This is a genomic window from Arthrobacter sp. YAF17 (assembly GCF_052113365.1).
GTDB lineage: Bacteria > Actinomycetota > Actinomycetes > Actinomycetales > Micrococcaceae > Arthrobacter.
Window position 1 is genome coordinate 22547 of record NZ_JBFRDB010000032.1, and the last position, 23832, is coordinate 46378.

The window sequence follows — 23832 nt, forward strand, 5'->3', positions numbered from 1 at the left end:
CCGGGCCATTGCCCGTTGCGGGCGACGCGGTCCTAGGAAACCGACACGTTGGGTAGGTGGACGATGAGCGATTCACGCAAACAGCAGGACCAGCCGCGCGACCCCCGGGGCGGCTACTACTCCGGGTCGTTCCCGGAGCAGGTGCAGGAACAGCCGGGCCTCACCGCGCCCATGGACCCCCAGCCGGACCACGGCGAGGAGAGCTACGAAGGCAGCGGCGCCCTCACCGGGAAGGCCGCGCTGATCACAGGCGGGGATTCCGGGATCGGCAAGGCGGTGGCGATCGCGTTCGCCCGCGAGGGGGCCGACGTCGCCATCTCCTATCTGCCGGAAGAGGAAACCGACGCCCAGGACACTGCGGCGTGGATCCGCAAAGCCGGCCGCAAGGCGCTGCTGATCTCCGGGGACGGACGCAACGAGGAATTCGCCACCAGGATCGTCGACGACGCGCTCGCCGAGTTCGGCCGGCTCGACGTTGTGGTGCTGAACGCCGCGTACCAGAAGAACCGCGACAGCTTCGAGTCGCTCCCCACCGAGGAGTTCGACCGCGTCTTCCAGACAAACCTCTACTCGCTGATCTGGACCGCCCGGGCGGCGGTGCCGCACCTGGAGGCTGGCGCGTCGATCATCACCACGGCGTCGATTCAGGCGTTCAACCCCTCGCCGGAGCTGATCGACTACGCCATGACCAAGGCCGCGCAGGTCGCCTTCACCAAGGCCCTGGCTCAGGAGCTCGGCCCGAAGGGAATCCGGGTCAATGCCGTGGCACCGGGACCCATCTGGACGCCCCTGATCCCGGCGACCGAGTGGCCGGAGAAGCTGCCGTCGTTCGGGCAGGACACCCCGCTGCAGCGCGCGGGACAACCGGCTGAGCTCGCGCCGGCCTACGTGCTGCTGGCTTCCGACCACGGCTCCTACATTTCCGGCGCGGTCCTGCCTGTCACCGGCGGCAAAGGCCTCTGACCCCTGTCACGGCAATTCCGGCAGATCCAAGAAACCAGGCAGTTCACCATTCCACTACGGGAGGAACAGCATGACCGAGGAACAGCAGCAGGAACCGATCGAGGAAGCCGGCGGCTACGGAACGCCGACGGTGGAGCAGGAGCTACCGGGCGGAGACGCCAAAAAGTTCGCCCAGCCCCGCGAAGAAGAAGCTTTCGACGCCGCCGGACTCAGCCAGGACAGCCCGGACGGCGAGACCTACCCCGCCGGCGCACCGGACCTGAGCCAGTTCGGCGCCGAAGACCAAGACAGTGCAGGAGAACCCGGAGCAGGACGCTTCGGAGGAACGGAGGAACAGATGAGTTCAGAAAACGCCAGCACAACCCCCGGCTACGACGCAGACGCCACGGAGAATTCCGAGGTGGCCATGCCATCCGCTGAGGCGGAGATGGATGCGACCAACACCGAAGAGCCCGACGCCGGGCGGCCGTTCTCCTCGGAGCCCGGCCAGGATGCGGCCGGCCTTCCGGACGGATCGGGAACGGACCTGCCCGAAAGCAAATCGGCCAAGGACGGCGACGGCGACGACGAGGAACCCTTCGACGCCGGCTAAAGCCTCCGCCAGCTAAAGCCAGCGCGCCGCCCGCACCGCCGCGCGACGCAGCGAAGGCCGGGATCCGGACACCCACGTGGTGTCCGTTTCCGGCTCGGCCACGGTGCCGCGGACCTTCGCGATCGCCGTCATGCCGTGGTAAATCACCAGGGCCGCCGCCGAGCCGAGGGCGATGCCGGTGAACACGAGGTCGCCGATGGTCCAGGTGTAGTCGGCGATGCCGACGATCAGTGCGACGGCGGCCGTGGTCAGGTTGATCGGGTTGGAGAAGTTCACCTTGTTCTGCACCCAGATCTTGACGCCCAGGACGCCGATCATGCCGTAGAGCATCGTCGCCGCGCCGCCCAGGACGCCGGCCGGGACGGTGGCGATGAGTTCGCCGAACTTGGGCGAGAAGCTCAGCACCACGGCGAAGACACCGGCAACCCAGTAGGCCGCCGTCGAGTAGACCTTGGTGGCGGCCATGACGCCGATGTTTTCCGCGTAGGTGGTGGTGCCGGAGCCGCCGCCCATGCCGGCAAGGACGGTGGCGGCGCCGTCGGCCATCAGCGCCCGCCCGGAGACGCCGTCGAGGTTCTGGCCGGTCATGGCGGACACGGACTTCACGTGGCCGATGTTCTCCGCCACGAGGACCAGGACCACCGGCACGAACAGGCCGACGACGCCGATGTGGAATTCGGGGGTCTGGAAGAACGGCAGTCCCACCCAGGCGGCGGAGTCCATTTTGGTGAAGTCAACTTCGCCCCGGATCATCGCCACGAGGTAGCCCGCCACAACGCCGACCAGGATGCTCAGCCGGCCCAGGATGCCGCGGAAGAAGACGCTGACGACGATGATCGTGGCCAGGGTGATGAGGGCCGTGATCGGGGCGGCATCGAAGTTGGCCTTGGCGGCCGGGGCGAGGTTGAGGCCGATCAGCCCCACGATGGCGCCGGTGACGATGGGCGGCATCAGGCGGTTGATCCAGCCGGCGCCGAACTTCTGCACCACCGCGCCGATGACCGCCAGCCCGACGCCGGCCAGCACCACGCCGCCGAGCGCGCCGGCGACGCCGTACTGCTGCTGCGAGGCCATGATCGGTGCGATGAAGGCGAAGCTGGACCCGAGGTAACTGGGCACCTGGCCCTTGGTGATGACCAGGAACAGCAGTGTGCCGATGCCGGAGAAGAAGAGCGTGGTGGCCGGGGGCATGCCCGTGATGATCGGGACCAGGAAAGTTGCGCCGAACATGGCGACGACGTGCTGCATTCCGACGCCGATGGTCAGCGGCCAGGCAAGGCGCTCGTCCGGCCTGACGACCTCACCGGGGCGGATGGCCTTGCCGTTGCCGTGGAGCTTCCATTTGGTACCGAGCATGCTCATTGCCGGGGCCTTTCAGAGAATGTGTGGCGGGGCGGGAAGGAATCTTCCGGGGGCAACTTTACCGCGCCGGTGTTTCCGGCATGCGTCGCCGGCGGCGGCCCTGTATCTGACGGCTGCGCGGCTGTAACTGACGACGGCGCCGCTGTGCCGGACGTCACGGGGCGTTGCGGGAAGTGGGAAGCACAAGTTGAAGTTGCAACTATAGACAGTAACCAGTGGCCGCCGTTCCCGGCGGGTACGCCCAGCGAAAGGGATGCTCTTGACCATCGCCCATGAAGAAGCAGTAATCGACGCCGCCGCAGTGGACGCCATCTTTGCCGAGGCCCGCACCGCCAACACCTTCACCGGTGAGGTCACCGACGAGCAGGCCCGGGCCATCTACGAACTCACCAAGTTCGGGCCCACCGCGTTCAACTCCCAGCCGCTGCGCGTGACCTACGTCCGGTCCGCCGAGGCCCGCGCTACTCTAGTGGAAACCCTCGCCAACGGCAACCGCGCCAAAACCGCTTCCGCACCGCTCGTCGCCGTCCTCAGCTACGACACGTCCTGGCAGGACCAGTGGGACAACTTCCTGCCCGGCTACAACGCCCCCAAGGCCATGTACGACGCCGCCCCGGACCTCGCCGCGGCCACCGGCAACAACAACGCCCACCTGCAAGCCGGTTACTTCATCCTCGCCGTCCGGTCCCTCGGCTTTTCCGCCGGACCCATGACGGGCGCGGACTTCACCGCGATTGACGAGGCATTCTTCCCCGACGGCGGCCAGAAGAGCTTCCTCGTCGTCAACATCGGACAGGCCGCGGCCGACGCCTGGGGTGCAGCCAAGCCGAAGTTCGCTTACGACGACGTCGTCCGCACCGTCTGACGGGCAGCCGCTGACCCAGAGGTGCCTCCGGCACGTTTTTACGCGGAGGTGCCTCCGGCACCATGGGGGACAGGCCGGAGGCACTCGGGACGCAATTCTGCGGTTGAGCGCAAGGCCGCATCCGGGGCCGCTTCCAGTTTAGTCCGCTTCGGTCCTCTGGCTACAGGGCTGCGGGGCCCGCAATGGGGTTTCGTGGCGGACTTGCCGGTCGAACAGCGGGTCGCGTTAAGTCATGTCCGAGACGGGTGTCACACTTTGTGCGACGGGGTGCAATACTAGGCTCACCTGTGGCGCTCAGTCGGCGCATATCGGGCTATTGCGAGCGGACCGGGGGGCCACTACATGACGCTTGACACCTTATCTTTGCGTGTCGCCCTGGCGGTGGTCGACCTGACGCTGCTGCTGCTTTTCTACTTCATTACGTTCCGCCGGACGCGGTCTGCCTACAGCGGCTCGTGGTGCCTTGCGCTCCTGTTTTTCCTGTCCGGCAACGCGGCCTACCTGCTGGACGGTACGCCGCACCAGGTCTGGGCCAACCCGCTGGGGAACGTGTTACTCGTGGCCGGCGCGTCCAGCATCTGGGCGGGCGCGCGTTCGCTGCGGACCAGCGTCCCCAAGGTCTGGTATCTGGCAGCCGGCCCCGCCGTAACGGCCGTGGCCTCGGTACTGGACCAGCCCGCCACCAACGTGTGGTCCGGCGGCCCGGCCTATTTGGGATTCATGAGCCTGCTGATCGGCTTCGCCTGCCGGGAACTGTTCCTGCTGGACAGGCACTTCTCGCGCGTGCACCGCACGCTGGCCGTGGGCTCCGCCTTCCTCGCGGCGTTCTATCTGGGCCGCCTGGTCACCTTCGTTCTCGAGGGACCCGACGGAGCTGTGTTCCTGACCGTCTTTGGATCCGTCCCGGCGACGGTGACTTCGGCCGTGATCATGGTGGTGGCGTCGTTCACCATGGCGGAGCTGAGCTACGAGCAACAGACCCAGGACCTCCGTGCCCGCGCCACGGTGGACGGGCTGACCGGGCTGCTGAACCGCACGGCTTTCCTTGACTTGGCCGAGGACGAACTGCGCCGCCTCACCCGTGCCCGGACCACGGCGTCGCTGATCCTGGCGGACCTGGACCACTTCAAATCCATCAACGACGAGTATGGCCATTCGGCCGGCGACACCGCCCTGCAGGCGTTCGCAGAGGCCTGCACGTCCACCGTCCGATCCACGGACCTTGTGGGCCGCTACGGCGGCGAGGAATTCATCATCCTACTGCCGGGCGTTTCGCCGGAAACGGCCGCCGACATCGCCCGGGACATCAGTGCCCGGGTGCAGGCGTCGGCGTCGCCCGTAATCCCCTGCCTGCCTACTTCCAGTTACGGCATCGCGTCGACCTCGCCCGGCCGCGTGGACCTTGACGCGTTGATCGCCTCCGCGGACGCCGCGCTATACAGTGCCAAGACCCTGGGCCGCGACCGCTCAGTGCTCGCCGGCAGCCTCGAGGCAGAACCCGCCTAAGCAGCCCGGCCCGGAACCGGCGGGCCGACGCCCGGCCCGAAGGCCCGGCCGTTGGCAGATGCCCGCGTTAGGAGATGACGCCGTCCACCAGCGCTTTTGCCTCGGCCTGGACCTGCTTGAGGTGTTCGGCGCCCTTGAAGGACTCGGCGTAGATCTTGTAGACATCCTCGGTGCCGGAGGGGCGGGCCGCGAACCAGGCGTTCTCGGTGACCACCTTGAGCCCGCCGATCGATGCCCCGTTGCCGGGCGCCTCGGTCAGCTTGGCCGTGATGGGTTCTCCCGCGAGTTCCGTGGCGGTTACGTCTGCCGGTGAGAGCTTGCCGAGGGCTGCCTTCTGCTCCCGGGTGGCCGCTGCGTCGATCCGCGCGTAGACCGGGTCGCCGAACTGGTCGGTGAGGCCCTTGTAGAGCTGCGACGGCGACTTCCCCGTTACCGCGGTGATCTCCGACGCCAGCAGCGCCAGCAGGATGCCGTCCTTGTCGGTGGTCCAGACGCTGCCGTCTTTTCTGTTAAAGGACGCGCCGGCGGATTCCTCGCCGCCGAAGGCGCCTTCGCCGGAGAGCAGCCCCGGGACGAACCACTTGAAGCCCACCGGAACTTCGACCAGTTTGCGGCCCAGGCTTTCGGCCACGCGGTCGATGATGGAGGAGGAAACCAGGGTCTTGCCGATCACGGACTGCGGGTTCCATCCGGTCCGGTGGCGGTAGAGGTAGTCAATCGCCACCGCGAGGTAGTGGTTCGGGTTCATCAGCCCGCCCTGCCCATCGACAAACGGCGTCACAATCCCGTGCCGGTCGGCGTCGGCGTCGTTGCCGGTGGCGATGTCGAAGGGTGCGGACCCGTCCGCACCAGCAGCCATGCGGTTGATCAGCGAGGCCATCGCCGACGGCGAGGAGCAGTCCATCCGAATCTTCTCGTCCCAGTCGAGCGTCATGAACGCCCACTGCGGATCGACGGTCGGGTTGACCACCGTGAGGTTCAGGTGGTGGCGTTCGGCGATCTCGCCCCAGTAGTCCACCGACGCTCCGCCCATCGGGTCGGCGCCGATCCGGACCCCGGCCTCGCGGATGGCATTGAGGTCCAGGACGGAGGGGAGATCGTCCACGTAGCTGCTGAGGAAGTCGAACTTGCCCGTGGTGCCCGCGCTGAGGGCGTCCGCGATGGGAATCCTTTTCACCCCGCGTTGGCCGTTTTCCAGCAGTTCGTTGGCGCGGTTGGCGATCCAGCCGGTGGCGTCCGAGTCGGCGGGTCCGCCATGCGGGGGGTTGTACTTGAAGCCTCCGTCGCCGGGCGGGTTGTGGCTCGGCGTCACCACGATGCCGTCTGCCTGCGGGGCCCCGGCCGGGGAGTTGTTGTTGTGCGTCAGGATGGCGTGGCTCAGTGACGGGGTGGGGGTGTAGCCGTGGCGGGCGTCGATCAGCACGTTGACGCCGTTGGCCGCGAGGACTTCCAGGGCGGAATTCTGCGCCGGCTCGCTCAGGGCATGGGTGTCTTTGGCAAGGTACAGGGGCCCGGTGATCCCTTGGCCTGCCCGGTACTCCACGATCGCCTGCGTGATGGCGAGGATGTGGGGTTCGTTGAAGGAGGCTTTCAGGCTCGACCCCCGGTGCCCGGACGTGCCGAAGACCACCCGCTGGCCGGGATCGCCCAGATCCGGTGAAACGTCGTAGTACGCATCCAGGAGCGCAGTGAGATCAACAAGGTCTTGGGGTTGGGCAACAGTGCCCGCGCGGCTAGCCATGGCACCAGCATGCCAGACCGTCGCGGCAGGGGACATGATTTCGGCGGAATACGGCCCCTGTGACGCAAGAAATATCCTGCCCCTTGAAGCGGCGCGGCGGTAGGCTGAATCCAGAGACTTCACGAGGGGAAAACCATGACTGACCAGCCGAAACCGGACAAAGACGAGACTCCTGAGGGCTACCGGCCGCCGTCGTATATTCCGGCGCAGGAGTCCGATGTTCCTCCGCCGCCGGCACCGCCCGCGACGTCGGCGTTCGAGCAGCAGGACTACGGCCACCGGACATCCGGAGCGCCGGGTCAAGGCGAGCAGTACGGCCAGTCCGCTCCGGACTACAGCCAGCCCACCGACCCGTACGGCACCCCGGCACAGTATGGCCAGCAGCCGTACGGCCAGCAGCCTTACGGGCAGCAGCCTCAGTACGGCCAGCCGCCTCAGTACGGCCAGCCGGGCACGCCGTTCAACGCCTACGGCCAGCCGGCGTACTACGGGGTCCCGCCGGAACCCAAGGGCCTGAGCATCGCCAGCCTGTGCTGCGGCATCGCCGCCTTTGTGGGGCTGGGCTTCTTCCTCCTGCCGCAGCTCGCGGCGGTCATCCTGGGGCACATGGCCCTTAAGCGCGAGCCGGCGGGCAAGGGCATGGCCATTGCCGGCCTGGTCATGGGCTATGTGGGGATCGCGCTGGCCATTCTGGTGATCGTGCTCATCGTGGTGGGGCTGGCCATCGGCAGCTCGACCTACCGGGGGTACGGGGTCTAGGCACTTCCGCCAGAGGTAAGAGCCGCGACCAGCCGTCCGGCGTTGGCTTCGAGCCAGGTGCCGCGGCGGCGGATCACGTCGCCCACGCCGTCGTCCCACATCCGCGCCCAGCCGCCGCCGAGCGCCTTGGCGTTGTGCCGCATCCGCTCGTGGCTCAAAGCGGTGGCCTCGATTCCGAACGCGGGCAAACGCCGGCGTTCCTCGTCGTTCCAGCCGAAGGCGTCAGCGAAAATCCGGAGCCGCCGGAACGGGTCAACCGCCTCCCAGCCGGGCCAGGCGTCGGCGGGGTCCCGGAGCGGAACCCAGTGCATCGCGGTGTTGAAGGAGTCCTTGAGCGCCGTCGTGGGGCCGGCGAGGTCGAAGTCAACCAGTCCGGCGGCACGGCCGCCCCGCACCACTACGTTTTGGGGCGTGACGCGTCCCGGCCCAGGAACCGCGGGGCGCCGTCGAATCCGGCGTCTTCCAGCCAGTCAAGGTACGCGGCGACGGCCAGGGACTGGGGCTGGTGCGGGCGGCGGATGGTTCCGCCCACCCGCACCACACCGGCGGTGACATCGCCCGCCGGCATGAGTTCGACGTCGGACGCCTCGCCTGCGGCGGGGGCGTAGACGCGGGACTCAAGCGGCGCGCGGTGCCTGGAGCTCATCGGCTCAGCGTACGCCGCCCATCAGCTTCTTGATCGCCGGCGAGGCCGCGGCCAGGCCAACGGCGAGCAGCATGGCCGTGCCGCCGATGCCGATGAAGTAGGGCAGCTCGTCCTCCGGGTTGTACAGGCCGGAGAGCAGGCCGGCCAGGGTGGTGCCCAGCGACACCGAGAGGAAGAACAGCGCCACCATCTGGGTGCGGAAGGCCTCCGGCGCCAGCTTGGTGGTCACGGACAGGCCGATGGGGGACAGGAAGAGCTCCGCGAGGGTGAACAGGAACAGGATGCCCACCAGTGCCAGCAGCGGGGTCTTGCCCTCTCCGGCCAGCGGGATGAAGGCCAGGAAGGCCAGGCCCATCACAAAGAGGCCAATCGAGAACTTCAGCGCTGAGCCGGGCTGTTTGCGGCCCAGCCGGGTCCAGAGCGCAGCCATCACGCCGGCGAAGATGATGATGAAGACCGGGTTGATGGACTGGACCCAGGCTGCCGGCATTTCCCAGCCGAACAGGTTCCGGTCCAGCTTCTCCTCCGAGTACACGGCGATGAAGGTGAACTGCTGCTGGAACAGGGCCCAGAATGCGGCCGAGGCGATGTACAGGGGGATGAATGCCCCGACGCGCCGGCGTTCGGTGCCGTTGACCTTTTTGCTGCTGAAGATCAGGGCAAAGTAGAGCACGGACGCGCCGATGGCCGCGTAGGCCATGGACATGGCCAGGTTCCCGGCGTTCACGATGCCGGTGGCCAGCAGCACGGCGATCACGGCGGCGATGGCGGCGAAGCGCAGGCCGTACTTGGTGCGCTCGGCGGCGGGCAGCGGGTTGTGCACCCGGTTTGCCTCTTCAGGCAGCTTCTTGCGGCCCACCGAGTAGATGGCCAGGCCCACGCCCATGCCGATGGCGGCGGCGCCGAAGCCCCAGTGGAAGCCCTGGCTTTCCTGCAGCCAGCCGGTGACCAGCGGGCCGATCAGCGCGCCGGCGTTGATGCCCATGTAGAAGATGGAGAATCCGGCGTCGCGGCGTTCGTCCTTCTCCCGGTAGAGGCTTCCCACCAGGGCTGTGGCGTTGGCCTTCAGGCCGCCGGAGCCGACGCCGACCAGCACCAGGCCGGTGATTAGGCCCGGAATGCCCGGTACCAGGGCGAGGCCGATGTGGCCGGCCATGATCAGGATGGCGGAGCCGAACAGCACCTTTTCGGAACCGAAGAGCCGGTCCGCGAGCCACGCGCCCAGGATGGTGGAGAGGTACACGCCGCCGCCGTAGGCGCCGACGAGGCCGGCGGCGAGGGCCTTGTCGATTCCCAGACCGCCTTCAGCGGCCGTGAAGTACATGTAGTAGAGCAGGATGCCCTGCATTCCGTAGAAGGAGAAGCGCTCCCACATCTCTACGGAGAAGAGGCTGGCCAGCATCTTTGGGTGGCCAAAAAAGGACGTATCGCCCGGCGTTGTAGCGGGGGGACGGGATAAATGAGTTGTGCTCATTTACTTAATGCTGACACTGTGACGCGGGATTGTCACATTCGCGGCGCCCCGGGGCAAGTCACGCGCCCGGCGTTTCGCCCTCCTTTTCCGCCCCGTTGCGCTGGCAGTTAATGCTGCTATTGGGCCGGAATGGCAGCAACGTCTGATAGCGCAACGGGGGCGGGATGCGGGCGGGGTGGAGCGGTCAAGCGGGGCGCGGCTACCCGGCGTCGAACATGATGACCTGGCGCACGGCCTTCCCGTCGGCCAGCTGGTCCATGGCCTGGTTGATGTCCGCCAGCGCGATCCGCGAGGAGATCAGCTCTTCGACCGGCAGCTTCCCGTCCCGCCAGAGCTGGGCGTATTTGGGAATGTCCCGCGACGGCACCGCGGAGCCGAGGTAGCTGCCGACGATAGTCCGGGCCTCGGCAGTGACGGTCAGCGGCGGGATCTGGGCGCGGGCGTCCGGGTGCGGCAGGCCGGCGGTGATGGTGGTGCCGCCCGCCGCGGTCGCGGCGAAGGCGGTTTCGAAGGCCCGCGGATTCCCGGCGCATTCGATCACGTATCTGGCCTTGACGCCCTCCTCGAGCACCTGCTGCGGGGTGTAGGTCTCGTGGGCGCCCAGGCGGCGGGCGTGCTCGAGTTTTTCCGCCAGCGTGTCCACGGCAACGATCCGCGAAACACCCTGCGATATTGCCGTGATCAGCGCGGCCATGCCGACGCCGCCGAGCCCCACGATCATGATGCTGTCCTGCGGCCTGGGCCGCGCTGCGTTCAGGACGGCACCGCCTCCGGTCAGCACGGCGCAGCCGAGGACGGCGGCGACGTCCGCCGGGATGTCGTCGTCCACCGGTACGGCCGAGGCGCGGTCCACCACGGCATGGGTGGCGAAGCCGGAGACGCCCAGGTGGTGGAAGATCTTCTCGCCGTCGCGGTCCAGGTGCATCGATCCGTGCAGAAGGGTGCCTTCGCCGTTGCTTTTCGAGCCGGCCGTGCAGGGGAGCCGGCCGTCTTCGGCGCAGTTTTCGCACTCTTCGCAGCGGGGCAGGAAAGACATCACCACGCGCTGGCCCGGGGCGAGGTCCGTGACGTCCGAGCCGACCTCGACGACGCGCCCTGCGGCCTCATGCCCCAGCAGCATCGGCACCGGACGCACCCGGTTGCCGTCCACAACGCTCAGGTCCGAGTGGCAGATGCCGGCCGCCTCGATCTGCACCAGGATTTCGGTGGGGCCGGGACCCTCGAGTTCCAGCTCGGCGATGGTGATGGGCCTGGAATCCGCGAACGGCCGGGGGCGGCCGATTTCCTCAAGTACTGCGCCGGTAATCTTCATCGATCCCTCTCATGTGGTTTCCAGGCTGAAAACGTTGTGGCTTTACTCTGCTAAACCGTAGCGGCACCTGCCCGGTAATTCACCCACGCCGGGCGGGTAGCGGGGCTAGCACCCCAACTGCGCGGCCAGCTGCAGCAGCAGCGCCTCGGAACCCATCGGCCCGATCAGTTGGACGCCCATCGGCAGCCCCGCACCCGTTGCCCCGCCGGTCCAGTGCACCGGGATGCTGATCGCAGGCAGCCCGCACACGTTCACCATGGACGACCAGGGCGCGTACTCGCACTGCTTGCGGTAATCGCCGTCGGCATCCCCCGCCCATTCGGCCGCCGGCCAGTACCCGTCGCCGTGGGCGGCTCCGGTGAACCAGCCCACCGGGCGCGGGGTCTGCGCCAGCGCGGGCATCAGCATCAGGTCCCAGGCGGCGTACTGGGCAATTGTGTCCCGCTGGAACTGGCGCAGGAAACCGAGGGATTCGGCGAGTTTGGCCGGCCCGCGCTGCTGCGCGCGGAGCCGGAATGTCCGCGTCAGCGGCGTCAGGAGTGCCTCGCGCTGGGGAGTGATCCGGGCGTCCCCGACGGCGGCGGTCCAGGCCGTGGTGAACGCACCCGGGTAGCGGTTGTCGTAGCGGATGGAGGCTTCCGAGGTTTCGTGCCCGGCCGCCTCGAGCCGCCGGATGCCTTCGGCCAGGGCATCCAGCGCCGCGGGCTCCGGGGTAAAGGGGAAGATCGTCTGCCACGGGCTGTCCAGGCTCACCCCGATCCGGAGCCTGGGCGAGTCCTGCGCTGTGAGTTCGAGGTAGCTGGGCGCGGTCTTCCCGTGCCCGGGGTCGGTCCCGGGGACCATGGCATCGAGCAGCAGCGCGGYGTCGGCCGCGGAACGGGCCAGCGGCCCGGACACCACCAGCCCGGCCGGATCGCCGGTGCTCTCACCCGCAGGAACCAGCCCTCGGCCGGGCTTGAGGCCCACCAGCCCGCAGGCGGCGGCCGGAATGCGGACCGAGCCGCCGCCGTCGGAACCGGGGGCAAAGGGAACCAGCCCGGCCGCCACCGCCGCGGCGCTGCCCCCGCTGGAACCTCCCGAGCTGCGGCTGAGGGCATGCGGGTTCCGGGAGGGCGGCGCGATCCGGTTCTCGCTGTACGCCGTCAGTCCGAACTCCGGAACCTGGGTCTTGCCCAGCGAGACCACACCCGCGCCCTTCAGGGTGGCGACGAGGGCGCCGTCGGCCAGGGCGGGCTTGTGGTCCAATGCGGCGCTGCCGTGGGTGGTGACGACGCCGGCGACGTCCGTCAGGTCCTTGAAGGCCACCGGCATCCCGTGCAGCAGTCCCACGCCGGTCCCGTCCCGCGCGGCCCGGGCGTGGGAATCGTCCGCCATGGTCGCGTCCAGCAGTGCCTGCTCCGCGGTGACCGTGATGAAGGCGCCCAGCTGAGGGTTTTCAGCAGCGATCCGGTCGAGGAAATGCCCCGTGGCCTGCCGCGAGGACAGCTCGCCGGTGCGCAGGGCATCGCGGAGCTCCACGGCGGAGAGCTCGTGGATCTCAGCCACAGTTACGCGGCTCCCCGGGTGCGCCCTCGGGGGGACATGTCCAGTGCTGGTGCCGGCGGGTGGGCATGGTGGCATTGTGCCCAGTCGTCGCGGCGGGGGGAGGGCATGTCCCGTGGGCTGAAGTGCGGGCTGCCACAGGGATCGCCGGCCGGTCAGCTGCCTCGGGTCTCCTGTGCGCCATCCCAGAAGCGTAACGTGCTGCCGGGTAGGGGTGCGGCACCGGCGGCTGGCGATACGCTGGAGGCAGACCATGCATTCTGCGGAGGGACGACCATGAGCGACTTTGACACCGTGACCGTGTCCGGGATCCCCGAAGGGGCCAGGATCCTTGACGTCCGCGAAGAGTATGAATGGGTCGCGGGCCACGCCGCCGGCGCGCTGCACATCCCCCTGGACCAGCTCCCGGCCCGGCTCGAGGAACTCGACCCCGACGAGGACCTCTACATCATCTGCCGCACCGGAGGCCGCTCCTTCCGCGCGGCCCAGTGGCTCACCGGGCAGGGGTACTCCGCCCTGAACGTGGCCGGCGGCATGGACCAGTGGCTGGAAACCGGTATGCCGCTGGTGTCCGGCAACGGACTCAAGCCCGTCATCCTGTAGTTGAAGAAAGAAGCGCCGATGCCCGCATCACCCGTCACATACACCTTCCTCGGACCCGCGGGCACCTTCACCGAGGCAGCCCTGATGCAGGTCCCCGGCGCGGAGGACGCCGTCCGCGTACCGTCGTCGAACGTCAACACGGCGCTGGACAGGGTCCGCGACGGCTCGGTGGACGCGGCGATGGTGCCGATCGAGAACTCCGTGGAAGGCGGCGTCACCGCCACCCTGGACGCAATCGCGACCGGACAGGAACTGCGGATCCTGCGTGAGGCCCTGGTGTCGATCAGCTTCGTACTGGTGGCCCGGCCCGGAACCAGGATTGAGGACATCCGCCGGATCTCCACGCATGGCCACGCCTGGGCACAGTGCAGGCTCTGGGCAGAAAAAAACATTCCAAATGCGGAATATATCCCGGGCTCTTCCACGGCCGGGGCGGCCATGGGACTGCTGGAAGGCGACATCCACTATGACGCGGCGATCTGCGCCCCGATCGTGGCGGCAGAGCAGCCAGGACTCGCGGTGCTGGCGGAGAACATCGGTGACAACCCCGGTGCGGTGACACGTTTTGTGCTGGTCGGCCGGCCCGGTGAACTGCCGGAGCCCACCGGCGCGGACAAGACCACTGTGGTGGTGCCGCTGCCGGAGGACCGCCCCGGCGCCCTCATGGAGATCCTTGACCAGTTCGCCACCCGCGGCGTGAACCTCAGCCGGATCGAGTCCCGGCCCACCGGCCAGTACCTCGGCCACTACTTCTTCAGCATCGACGCCGACGGCCACGTGGCCGACGCCCGCGTCGCGGACGCCCTGGCAGGCCTGCACCGGATCAGCCCGGCCACCCGCTTCCTGGGTTCCTATGGCCGCGCCGACGGGCACCGGACCGTTGTGGAGCCCCACACGTCCGACCAGGCATTCCGGGCCGCCCATGCGTGGGTCAAAGACATACTGTCCGGAGCATCAGTGGTGCCGGAATATACGTCCGGGGCTTCGCCCACAGCGTAGACAAATGCCACATCGGGCACTTCCGCCCCTATGAAACTGTGCGTATGCTTGCCTGATCCATATTGGGGAAGTCCTCTATCGAGGGAGCAGGTCATGGCAGGAACCAGCCTTGAAAATGACGGCCAGGGAATGATCGTGAATCCCAAGCCGACCGCTGACAACCAGGACTGGGACGGCGACGACGCCGACCGTGCAGACCGGCTGCGCTTCGAGGAGGAGCAGGCCATGATCCGCGAACAGTCCGAGGCGCGCGCCGCCAAGGCGGCCGCGGAAGCGAAGAAATCCGCAGCCGCGGACAAGGAAGCCGCAGCCAAGGGCGCCGCGGAGAAGTAGGCCGCCACAAAGGCAGCTGCGGCTAATCTCCCTCGGTGCCTTCCTTGACCCGGACGAGCAGCGAGCCGGGGGCAATCTGCACGGTGACCTTCGTGGCCGCCCCGGTCGGATCGCCGTCGACCTGTGTGGGCATCGGCTCCGCGCAGCGGATGGTGACCTTGCCCGAGCGGTAATACGTCATCACCGGCAGGTTCCTCTTGTGCTTCAGCACGATTTTCCAGTACATCGCCAGCCAGCCGATCGCGCTGCGCGGACTCATCACCACGACGTCGAGCATCCCGTCATCGATCATGGCCTGGGGGATGAAGTCGATGCCGCCGGGGATCAGGCCGCAGTTCGCGAACAGCACGCTGCGGATCTTCCGGCTCTGCTCCGGCTGGTCGTCCAGCGCGATGGACACCTTCTTGCGCCGGCCCGGGAGGTGCCGCACGCCCGCTTCGGTGTAGGCCAGCCAGCCCACGGCCTTCTTCAGCCCGTCGTTGGTGTCGCCCACGACCTCCGCATCCATGCCGATGCCGGCAATGACCAGGAACGTGTGCTCCGCCGCCGCGTTGGTGCGTGAGTTCTCCACCTTCATCCGCGCCGTGTCGATGAAGCGCTGGTGCCCGAACAGGGCGGTCTGGACACTTCCGTTCAGGTCGCCCACGTCGAGGTGGATGTTGCGGGCCAGCAGGTTGCCGGTGCCGAGCGGAATGAGGCCCATGGCGATGTCCGTGCCGGCGAGGGCGTCCGCCACCACCCGCACAGTGCCATCACCGCCGCCCACGAGGACGACGTCGGCGCCGTACTCGATCGCGGCACGCGCCTGTGAAAATCCGGGGTCCTCGGCGGTGGTGTCGAAGAACCGCGGCGGCACCCAGCCGGCCGCGGCGCATGCACTTTCAATCACCGTGCGAGCCTCATCGGACCGGGACTTGATGGGGTTCATCACCACGGCGACCTTTTGCTGGCCCTGGCCGGGGCTGTGCGTTTCCTCCCACACGGCGCTGCGGGTGTGTTTGGCCTTGAGCTTGCGCACCCCCCACCAACTGGAGACGGCGAACGCCAGGACTCCAGCGATGATGAGGTACAGCAGCCAGTCGCGCATTGTGCTCCAACACTATCCCGCCGGTGGCCGGAGCCCTGATTGCCTGTCGATTGCCCGGTAATGGTGGATGGATTGGATACTCTTGTCTGGTGATCGACGTAAAAGACCTCAGCGAAAATCCGGACAAGTTCCGGGCCAGCCAGCGCGCCCGCGGCGCCGACGAATCCGTGGTGGACGCGATCATCGCCGCGGACTCGGACCGGCGCGCCGCCCTGATCCGCTTCGAGAACCTGAGGGCCGAGCAGAATGCGTTCGGCAAGAAGGTGGCACAGGCCAAGGGCGAAGAAAAGCAGGCCCTGCTGGCCGAGGTGAAGATCCTCGCGGGCGAGGTCAAGGCCGCCTCCGCCGAGGCCGACGTCGCGCAGGCCGCCCATGAGGAACTGCTGCGCGGCATCCCGAACCTGATCGTGGACGGCGTCCCCGAAGGCGGCGAGGACGACTTCATCGTGGTCAAGACCGTCGGCGCCCCCCGCGAATTCACCGATTTCGAACCCAAGGACCACCTGGAGATCGGTGAGCTGATCGGCGCCATCGACATGGAGCGCGGCGCCAAGGTCTCCGGATCGCGTTTCTACTTCCTGCGCGGCGTCGGAGCCCGGCTGGAAATGGCGCTGCTGCAGATGGCCATGGAGCAGGCCATCGACGCCGGCTTCGTGCCGATGATCACGCCGACGCTGGTACGTCCGGAAACCATGCAGGGCACCGGTTTCGACGTCAAGCACGACGCCGAGATCTACCGCCTCGCCGAGGACGATCTCTACCTCGTGGGCACGTCCGAAGTGGCCCTCGCCGGCTACCACGCGGACGAGATCCTGGACCTCTCCGCCGGGCCGATCCGCTACGCGGGGCAGAGCTCCTGCTACCGCCGCGAGGCCGGTTCACACGGCAAGGACACCCGCGGCATCATCCGGGTCCACCAGTTCAACAAGGTGGAGATGTTCATCTACACCACCGTTGAGGAGGCCGCGGCCGAGCACGCCCGGCTGCTGGCCTGGGAAGAAGAGATGCTGGCCAAGTGTGAACTGCCCTACCGGGTGATTGACACCGCCGCGGGAGACCTCGGCAACTCCGCCGCCCGCAAGTTCGACTGCGAGGCGTGGGTCCCGACGCAGGGCGCGTACCGCGAGCTGACCTCCACCTCCAACTGCACCACCTTCCAGGCGCGCCGGCTCAACATCCGCGAACGCGTGCTGAACGAGGACGGGGCCCCCAAGGGCACCCGCGCCGTCGCCACGCTCAACGGCACCCTGGCCACCACCCGCTGGATCGTTGCCATCCTGGAGCACCACCAGAACCCGGACGGCTCCGTCAGCATCCCGAAGGCACTGCAGAAGTACCTCGGCGGCATGACGGTCTTCCCGGTCATCTGACCCGCAGTCCCGGCCCGTGGCCCCGCCAAGTGCGGCGGGACCACGGGCGCCAGCAACTGTTCATCCCCGGTTCACCGCACGCTGTGGCCTGCGTCCTAGCGGCTGTCGGGGGTGTCTGCTCTACTTGTGAGATGACAACATTGACTGAATCCTCAGTCGCCGGCAACGATGACCGGCGAGACAACAACCAGAACCAGAAGAACGCAGCTGCCCACAAGCTGATGGTCGCGCTCGACGTCGACGGAACCCTCGTGGATCACGACGGCCACATGTCCGTGCCCGTCCGCGAAGCCGCCAGAGACGTCGTCGCCGCCGGCCACCACGTCACCATCGCGACCGGCCGGTCACTCAACGCGGCGCTGCCCATCATCGAGCACCTCGGCATCGACAACGGCTACGCCGTGTGCTCCAACGGCGGTGTCACGCTGCGCCTGGATTCCAGCCTCAGCGACGGCTACGAGATCGTGCACAAGGCCACGTTCGACCCGGGTCCCGTGCTGCGTGCGCTGCGCAAGCGGCTCCCCACGGCCAAGTACGCGCTGGAGGACAAGGACGGGAACTTCCTCTCCACCGAGCGCTTCCAGGACATGAGCTTCGGCGTGGAGGCCATCGGCGTCGACTTCCAGACCATGCTGGAGGCCACCGCGGTCCGCGTGGTGGTCTTCAGCGCCGAGAACACGCCCGACGAGTTCAACACCGCCATCCGGCAGATCGGCCTGGCCGGGGTGACCTACTCGGTGGGCTGGACCGCGTGGCTGGACATCGCCGCCGCCGGCGTCACGAAGGCCAGCGCGCTGGAGCACCTCCGCGGACGGCTCGACGTCGAGGCGCACCGCACGGTCGCCGTCGGCGATGGCCGCAATGACATCGAAATGCTCACCTGGGCCGCCCGCGGCGTTGCCATGGGCCAGGCGCCCGAGGAAGTCATTGCCGCCGCGGACGAGGTCACCCACTCCGTGTTCGACGACGGCGCCGCCCACGTGCTGCGCAGCCTGCTGCTCTAGCAACGCCGCGCGGGCCGGGTTCTGTCAGCCTCGTGCCGTCAGCGCACCTCGAGGATGAGGCCCAGAAGCCTGGCCGCGGCGGGACGCGCCGCGTGTTCCTCATTCCACTGTGCCCGCGCCACGGCCTTGCTGACTGCCTGGGTGGTGATGCCGAGTTCCTCGGCCACCGCCTTCTGCTGCCCGCGGACGCCCGGGGTCAGCAGGTCCAACACGCGCCATTCCGCGGGGCTGCGGTCGTGCACGATGTGCCCCAGCAGCCGCAGTACAGCTTCCGACTCCGCCGCGAGGTCGGCCAGCGGGCCCTCCACGGCCACCGGAATGCGGTCCTTGCCGTTGCGCAGCCGGTCCACGGCCCGGCGGGCGTAAATCAGCCCGTGGCCTGAGGCGTCCTTAATCTGGTTCGGCAGCGGCTCATTGACCGGCCCGACGCCGATCCCGACGTACCAGGCGCCGGTCCGCAGGGCGATCATCGCCGCCTCGACGGCCTGGTGCGGAACGTCCACGATGCCCTGGACCTCGTCCTCCACGGAACGGTCGAAGTCGAGGCGCGCCGGGATGTGCCGCAGGTCCTTGAGGAGCTGTGGCACGCAGTCGCCGTCGCGCCGGCTGTCTGTCTGGTTGATGGTCAGCGTGAACATTCTGGGACCACACTACCCGGTGGTAGATTCGTGGCAAATGTCCCAGTCGGGCCTTGTCACATGACGGCCAGAGCCGGTGGAAACGCCGAATCGGCGGCCGGCTGGAAACCGGAACGGGCGGGTTGCCCCCAACTGACCGGAGATGTTGCGATGGATGCTGCGCCGCCGACGGAGGCCCGAGGGAAACGAGGACTGCATTGAAACGTGACGCGAACGATGCCCGGCTCGGTGACGACGAGCTGGAGTTCGTGGACCGCTGGTGGCGGGCCGCCAACTACCTGTCCGTCGGGCAGATCTACCTTCGGTCCAACCCGCTGCTGCGGGAGCCCCTGGCCCCCGGCAACACCAAATCCCGGCTGCTGGGCCACTGGGGCACCACCCCTGGGCTGAACTTCGTCTACGCCCACCTGAACCGGGTCATCCGCCGGGACAGCCAGAGCATGCTGTTCATTGCCGGCCCCGGACACGGCGGTCCCGCAGTCGTAGCGAATGCTTGGCTTGAGGGCACCTACTCCGAGATCTACAGCAACGTCGGCGACGACGAACCGGGCATGGCTGAGCTGTTCCGGCAGTTCTCCTACCCCGGCGGCATTCCCAGCCACGCCGCCCCGGAAACCCCTGGCTCCATCAGCGAGGGCGGAGAGCTCGGCTATTCCCTGGCGCACGCCTACGGCTCGGTCTTCGACAATCCGGACTTGATCACCGCCGTCGTCATCGGTGACGGCGAGGCGGAAACCGGGCCGCTGGCGGCGAGCTGGCATTCCCACAACTTCCTGGACCCCGTGCATGACGGCGCGGTGCTGCCCATCCTGCACCTGAACGGCTTCAAGATCGCCAACCCCACCATCCTGGCACGTATGCCCGAAGCCCAGCTGGAGCAGTTGCTTCGCGGCTACGGGCACGAGCCGCACTTTGTGACAGTGGCCGATCCGGACGACACGGCGGCCGCGCACCGGGACTTCGCAGCCGTGCTGGACGACTGCCTTACCGAGATCCGGGACATCCAGTCGACCCGGAGGGGCGATGCCGCCGGACCGGGCGAGGGAGGAACCGCCCCGGGAGACGGGTCAGCCGGCAGGCCGGCGGCGCGCTGGCCCGTGATCGTGCTGCGCTCGCCGAAGGGCTGGACCGGGCCCAAGGTAGTGGACGGGCTGCAGGTGGAAGGGACGTGGCGGAGCCACCAGGTGCCGCTGTCCGAGGTGCGCACCAACGCGGAGCACCTGGAGCAGCTGGGGGAGTGGCTCGAATCGTACCGGCCCGGCGAACTTTTCGACGGCGCCGGGCGCCTCCGCCCGGACGTCGCAGCGAATGCCCCCGCGGGCGACCTCCGGATGAGCGCCACCCCGTATGCGAACGGCGGCGTCCTGCTGCGGGACCTCAAGCTGCCGGAGTACGGGGACCACGCCGTCCCGGTGGCGCAGCCGGGGGTGGAGCGGGTCAGCGCCATGATCACGCTGGGGTCCTGGCTCCGGGACGTGATCAGTCTCAACCCCGAGACGTTCCGGCTGTTCGGCCCGGACGAGACGGCCTCCAACCGGCTGCAGGACGTCTACGAGGTCACGGACAAGGTCTGGCAGTACCGGATCGAGGAAGTCGATGAGCACCTTGCCCGCGCCGGACGGGTCATGGAAGTCCTCAGCGAGCACCTGTGCCAGGGCTGGCTGGAGGGGTACCTGCTGACCGGGCGACACGGTGTCTTCAGCTGCTACGAGGCCTTCATCCACATTGTCGACTCGATGTTCAACCAGCACGCCAAGTGGCTCAAGGTGCACCGTAACCTGGCCTGGCGCCGCCCGGTCGCGTCGCTCAACTACGTGCTGTCCTCGCATGTCTGGCAGCAGGACCACAACGGCTTCTCGCACCAGGATCCCGGCTTCATCGACCACGCCGTGAACAAGAAGGCCGAGGTCATCCGGGTGTACCTGCCGCCTGACGCGAACACCCTGCTCTCCGTCATGGAGCACTGCCTCGAGTCACGGGACTACGTCAACATCGTGGTCAGCGGCAAGCAGCCCTCGCCGACCTGGCTCGGCCCCGCCGAGGCCGCACACCACTGCCAGCGCGGCCTGGGAATCTGGGAGTTCGCCGGGTCCGAGGTCCCCGGCGAGGAGCCCGACGTCGTGCTGGCCTGTGCCGGCGACGTGCCCACCGTGGAGACGGTCGCCGCTGCGGAACTGCTCAAGGCCGGCGCTCCCGGGCTGAAGATCAGGGTGGTCAACGTGGTGGACCTGATGCGGCTTCAGGACGCCGGCGAGCACCCGCACGGCCTGACATCCCGGGACTTCGACGGGATCTTCACGGCGGACAAGCCCATCATCTTCGCCTACCACGGCTATCCGGCACTGATCCACCGGCTGGCGTACCGGCGGACGAACCAGGAGGGGCTGCACGTCCGCGGCTACCAGGAGGAAGGCACCACCACGACGGCGTTCGACATGGCCATGCTCAACGGGATCGACCGCTTCCAGCTCGCCATCGACGCGATCGACCGGGTGCCGGGCCTGGCGGAGAAGCACTCGCTGCTGCGGCAGGCGTTGCAGGACAACCGCATCCGGGCGCACAACCACACCCGGGACCACGGCGAGGACTCGAAGGAAATCAGCGGCTGGACCCTCGGCCTGGGGTAGCCCGGCAGCCGGACCGCTACGGGATTCCGGCCAGCACGCCCAGCCCGGCGGCGGGCAGGTGGATCCAGCCCTCGGTCCGGGCCGCCCGGGCATGCCCGGCATCCGGGCGGATGGTCGTGCCGAGGCCCACTGCCCGCGCGGTGAGGGAGGCGATGAGCGCGTCGAACATGTCATCGGAGCCGGCCAGCCGGTCCTCGAATCCGGCCAGGTCCAGCCAGGGTGCTGCCTGCTGCAGCCCGTCCAGGATCCCGGCCAGCCGCTGGGTTTCCGCGCTGCCGCGGCCCTTGTAGCCGCGGGCCAACAGGCCCCAGGACTTCAGTGACGCCGCCGGATAGACCTCGGCCAGCCGGCCGCTGCCGTCCCTGGCCTGTGGTCCGTGTTCCAACGCGATTTTGGCCTGGATGACGGCGCAGCGCATCGCGGGATGGGCCAGCCGGTCGGCGGAGACGCTGAGCGGGATCAGCCCGGTCCGGGCGGTGATGAAGCGGTCGGTGTCCCGGTAGGCCAGCAGCCGGCGGCCCTCGATTCCGTCATGGTCCAGCACGGGATGCGGCTCGGCCGCCAGATGCCCGGCCAGGAAGGGCAGGAAGGCATCGGGCCAGCCCACAGGGCAGTCGATCCCGGTCATGTCGGCGGAGCCGAAGAGCCGGACAATCTCCTCATCGCTGACGTCGAGGGCCAGGTGCACCAGACGGGCACCGCCGTCGCCCCATTCGAGGACGGCGGCGGCGGTTTTCCGCGCGGCCGCGGCGAGGTCGACGCCGAGGGTCAACACCCGCGGGCCCGAGGGGCGCAGGGACGTGGGCGTGGAACCGACCGTCATCCGGCTCAGACCTCGTGGTACCGCAGGGCTCCGGGCAGTCCGCCGCGGCTGTCCAGGCCGTCCCCGGCGGCAAAGCGGGCCCAGACGGCGCGGAGTGCCCGGCCCTGGGCGTTGATTTCCTCCCACGAAGCACCCGCGAGCAGGCCCGCTCCCGCCCAGGTCTGCCTGTCGCCGAACAGCAGCGGCAGGTCAACGGTGTGCGCGGCACCGTAGACGTTTCCCGGCGCCGCCCAGCTCAGCACGTAGCTGTACGCCGTGCCGCCCGCCTGCGCGTGCCGGCGGGCAAACTTCCGGGCGCCCCTGCCGTAGACCGCCTCGGTCACGGCCCAGTTGATTGCTTGGACCACAGCGGTTCCGAGGAATGGGACCCTGGCCAGGCGGCTGACAACCCGGTTGCGCGGCAGGAACAGCCGGGCCTCATCGGAGGTGTGGCCGATCAGGACCTCGATCCCGGGGGCCGTGGCATTCCAAGCGTCCTCAATGCCGGATTCCGGCGGCAGGGGAGCGTGCCCGTACTGGGTGCCGAACGGCATGGCCGCGACCAGCCCGAATTTCCGGGCCACCTGCGACACGTGCCCTTCGATCTCCACGACGTCCATCGCCGGGGTGTCTTCGGTGACGGTTTCGGCAGCGATGCCCATGGCGGTGCTCATCTTTTCCCGGCCCCGGGTGATGCCAAGCGGTGCGCTCTGGATGATGGCGCGCTGGAAGAGAGCGGGGGCCTCCGGCGTCGCCATGAGGTGGGCGACGGCGTCGCCCCCGGCGGACTGCCCGAAGGCCGTGACGCGTCCCGGATCGCCGCCGAAGGCGCCGATATTGCGCTGGACCCAGCGGAACGCCTCGAGCTGGTCCAGCAGGCCGAGGTTCGCGGGGCGGCCCGTGCCGGTTGCCAGGTAACCGAAGAGGCCCAGGCGGTACGTCACGGATACAACAATGACCCGGTTTTCCGCGACGAGGGCCTTGGGATCGAAGATGGCAAGGTCGCCGGAGCCGGACGTGTAGGACCCGCCGTGGAGCCACACCATCACCGGGACCCGCTCGTCCGCGGCGAGGCCCGCCGGCATGGTGATCGAGAGCCGCTGGCAGTCCTCACTGCCGGGAAGCTCGCCGTAGCGGGTACCGAGGATGTCATCCAGGAACGGCACCGGACCCTGCGGGCACGCCGGGGAAAGGGAGGTGGCCGCGAGTACCCCGGCCCAGTCGGGTGCAGCCACCGGGGGCTGGAACCGTCCCGCAGTGGCGTAGGGGATTCCGGTGGCGCGGACCACGTCGCCGTCCTGCCATCCGGCGACCGGACCGCAGGGGGGATTAAAGGAAGGCTCGGCGTTCATGAGCCAACGATTTCACACATTCCTGACCCGCCACTGACAATCGCCAACCCACTAACGTGAGCCGCCGTCGGGCCTTAAACAGCAACGCGGGGTCACTTAGCGCCCGTCCCGAGGCCGCAGAATCATACGGTCGTTGCAACATCTGATTTTTTGGAGGTTGCCATGCCGAGTGGTTTTCGGGCGCCGGATGCGCTGAAGGATGAGTTCTTTTCGCTTCTGCGGCAGGGGGTGTCGGTCAAGGAAGCCTCTGCCCGG

General features: G+C 68.3%; 22 protein-coding genes. 11 read left to right on the plus strand and 11 right to left on the minus strand.

The genetic code is table 11. The annotated features are described in order from the left end of the window. The first annotated feature begins 63 nt into the window (after nt 1–63). Together AB4Y67_RS18020 and AB4Y67_RS18025 are read left to right on the plus strand one after the other, a co-directional pair. Nucleotides 64–963, plus strand: coding sequence for an SDR family oxidoreductase (locus AB4Y67_RS18020; protein WP_441407126.1), 900 nt, complete (start codon nt 64–66; stop codon nt 961–963). A 70-nt stretch (nt 964–1033) separates the two neighbouring features. Next, nucleotides 1034–1555 carry a hypothetical protein gene (locus AB4Y67_RS18025; protein WP_441407127.1) on the plus strand — a complete coding sequence of 174 codons (522 nt, stop codon included), beginning with the start codon at nt 1034–1036 and terminating at the stop codon, nt 1553–1555. Between the two features lie 12 nt (nt 1556–1567). Here the strand turns inward: AB4Y67_RS18025 and AB4Y67_RS18030 are convergent, their stop codons facing one another. Beyond that, nucleotides 1568–2917, minus strand: coding sequence for a uracil-xanthine permease family protein (locus tag AB4Y67_RS18030; RefSeq protein ID WP_441407128.1), 1350 nt, complete (start codon nt 2915–2917; stop codon nt 1568–1570). A 259-nt stretch (nt 2918–3176) separates the two neighbouring features. On the opposite strand from AB4Y67_RS18030, the gene AB4Y67_RS18035 reads away from it, so the two are divergent. Continuing rightward, nucleotides 3177–3782 carry a malonic semialdehyde reductase gene (locus AB4Y67_RS18035; protein ID WP_441407129.1) on the plus strand — a complete coding sequence of 202 codons (606 nt, stop codon included), beginning with the start codon at nt 3177–3179 and terminating at the stop codon, nt 3780–3782. A gap of 342 nt (nt 3783–4124) precedes the next feature. Continuing rightward, entirely contained in the window at nt 4125–5288 is a 1164-nt protein-coding gene (locus AB4Y67_RS18040) for a GGDEF domain-containing protein (RefSeq protein ID WP_441407130.1), read from the plus strand. 67 nt (nt 5289–5355) lie between these two features. Here AB4Y67_RS18040 and pgm read toward each other — a convergent pair whose 3' ends face one another. Then, nucleotides 5356–7029, minus strand: a complete 1674-nt coding sequence (pgm, locus tag AB4Y67_RS18045) for a phosphoglucomutase (alpha-D-glucose-1,6-bisphosphate-dependent) (protein WP_441407131.1) — start codon at nt 7027–7029, stop codon at nt 5356–5358. A 135-nt stretch (nt 7030–7164) separates the two neighbouring features. Between pgm and AB4Y67_RS18050 the strand changes: the two genes are divergently transcribed. Continuing rightward, nucleotides 7165–7788: a DUF4190 domain-containing protein gene (locus tag AB4Y67_RS18050; RefSeq protein WP_441407132.1), complete on the plus strand. Its 624-nt coding sequence runs from the start codon at nt 7165–7167 to the stop codon at nt 7786–7788. Here AB4Y67_RS18050 and AB4Y67_RS18055 read toward each other — a convergent pair. The 5 genes from AB4Y67_RS18055 to AB4Y67_RS18075 form a co-directional block, all read right to left on the minus strand. Next, the gene (locus tag AB4Y67_RS18055) at nt 7785–8183 is read right to left on the minus strand and encodes a hypothetical protein (RefSeq protein WP_441407133.1); all 399 of its coding nucleotides are present in this window, start codon (nt 8181–8183) and stop codon (nt 7785–7787) included. The two genes, AB4Y67_RS18050 and AB4Y67_RS18055, sit on opposite strands and share 4 nt — an antisense overlap. 2 nt (nt 8184–8185) lie before the next feature. Beyond that, nucleotides 8186–8434, minus strand: a complete 249-nt coding sequence (locus AB4Y67_RS18060; RefSeq protein WP_441407134.1) for a hypothetical protein — start codon at nt 8432–8434, stop codon at nt 8186–8188. A 4-nt stretch (nt 8435–8438) separates the two neighbouring features. Beyond that, the gene (locus AB4Y67_RS18065; RefSeq protein ID WP_441407135.1) at nt 8439–9908 is read right to left on the minus strand and encodes a peptide MFS transporter; all 1470 of its coding nucleotides are present in this window, start codon (nt 9906–9908) and stop codon (nt 8439–8441) included. 199 nt (nt 9909–10107) lie between these two features. After that, on the minus strand, nt 10108–11220 hold the full coding sequence (locus tag AB4Y67_RS18070) for an alcohol dehydrogenase catalytic domain-containing protein (protein ID WP_441407136.1): 1113 nt from the start codon (nt 11218–11220) through the stop codon (nt 10108–10110). A gap of 105 nt (nt 11221–11325) precedes the next feature. After that, on the minus strand, nt 11326–12765 hold the full coding sequence (locus AB4Y67_RS18075; RefSeq protein WP_441407137.1) for an amidase: 1440 nt from the start codon (nt 12763–12765) through the stop codon (nt 11326–11328). 273 nt (nt 12766–13038) lie between these two features. On the opposite strand from AB4Y67_RS18075, the gene AB4Y67_RS18080 reads away from it, so the two are divergent. The 3 genes from AB4Y67_RS18080 to AB4Y67_RS18090 all read left to right on the plus strand — a co-directional run bounded on the left by AB4Y67_RS18080 (nt 13039) and on the right by AB4Y67_RS18090 (nt 14697). Next, nucleotides 13039–13365: a rhodanese-like domain-containing protein gene (locus AB4Y67_RS18080; protein WP_441407138.1), complete on the plus strand. Its 327-nt coding sequence runs from the start codon at nt 13039–13041 to the stop codon at nt 13363–13365. Nucleotides 13366–13383: 18 nt separating this feature from the next. Next, nucleotides 13384–14364, plus strand: a complete 981-nt coding sequence (gene pheA / locus AB4Y67_RS18085) for a prephenate dehydratase (RefSeq protein ID WP_441407139.1) — start codon at nt 13384–13386, stop codon at nt 14362–14364. 93 nt (nt 14365–14457) lie between these two features. Continuing rightward, nucleotides 14458–14697 carry a hypothetical protein gene (locus AB4Y67_RS18090; protein ID WP_441407140.1) on the plus strand — a complete coding sequence of 80 codons (240 nt, stop codon included), beginning with the start codon at nt 14458–14460 and terminating at the stop codon, nt 14695–14697. Nucleotides 14698–14719: 22 nt separating this feature from the next. Here the strand turns inward: AB4Y67_RS18090 and AB4Y67_RS18095 are convergent, their stop codons facing one another. Then, on the minus strand, nt 14720–15784 hold the full coding sequence (locus tag AB4Y67_RS18095; protein ID WP_441407141.1) for a diacylglycerol/lipid kinase family protein: 1065 nt from the start codon (nt 15782–15784) through the stop codon (nt 14720–14722). An 89-nt stretch (nt 15785–15873) separates the two neighbouring features. On the opposite strand from AB4Y67_RS18095, the gene serS reads away from it, so the two are divergent. Both serS and AB4Y67_RS18105 read left to right on the plus strand, forming a co-directional pair. Continuing rightward, entirely contained in the window at nt 15874–17154 is a 1281-nt protein-coding gene (gene serS, locus AB4Y67_RS18100; RefSeq protein ID WP_441407142.1) for a serine--tRNA ligase, read from the plus strand. Nucleotides 17155–17285: 131 nt separating this feature from the next. Beyond that, the gene (locus AB4Y67_RS18105; protein WP_441407143.1) at nt 17286–18158 is read left to right on the plus strand and encodes an HAD family hydrolase; all 873 of its coding nucleotides are present in this window, start codon (nt 17286–17288) and stop codon (nt 18156–18158) included. Between the two features lie 38 nt (nt 18159–18196). Here AB4Y67_RS18105 and AB4Y67_RS18110 read toward each other — a convergent pair whose 3' ends face one another. After that, nucleotides 18197–18796 carry a MarR family transcriptional regulator gene (locus AB4Y67_RS18110; protein WP_441407144.1) on the minus strand — a complete coding sequence of 200 codons (600 nt, stop codon included), beginning with the start codon at nt 18794–18796 and terminating at the stop codon, nt 18197–18199. Between the two features lie 197 nt (nt 18797–18993). Between AB4Y67_RS18110 and AB4Y67_RS18115 the strand changes: the two genes are divergently transcribed. After that, nucleotides 18994–21423 carry a phosphoketolase family protein gene (locus tag AB4Y67_RS18115; RefSeq protein WP_441407145.1) on the plus strand — a complete coding sequence of 810 codons (2430 nt, stop codon included), beginning with the start codon at nt 18994–18996 and terminating at the stop codon, nt 21421–21423. A gap of 16 nt (nt 21424–21439) precedes the next feature. On the opposite strand, the gene AB4Y67_RS18120 is transcribed toward AB4Y67_RS18115, so the two are convergent. Then, a complete protein-coding gene (locus AB4Y67_RS18120; RefSeq protein ID WP_441407146.1) occupies nt 21440–22246 on the minus strand; it encodes a DUF429 domain-containing protein in 807 nt (268 codons plus the stop codon). A gap of 5 nt (nt 22247–22251) precedes the next feature. Continuing rightward, nucleotides 22252–23577: a carboxylesterase family protein gene (locus AB4Y67_RS18125; protein ID WP_441407147.1), complete on the minus strand. Its 1326-nt coding sequence runs from the start codon at nt 23575–23577 to the stop codon at nt 22252–22254. Nucleotides 23578–23832: the final 255 nt, after the last annotated feature.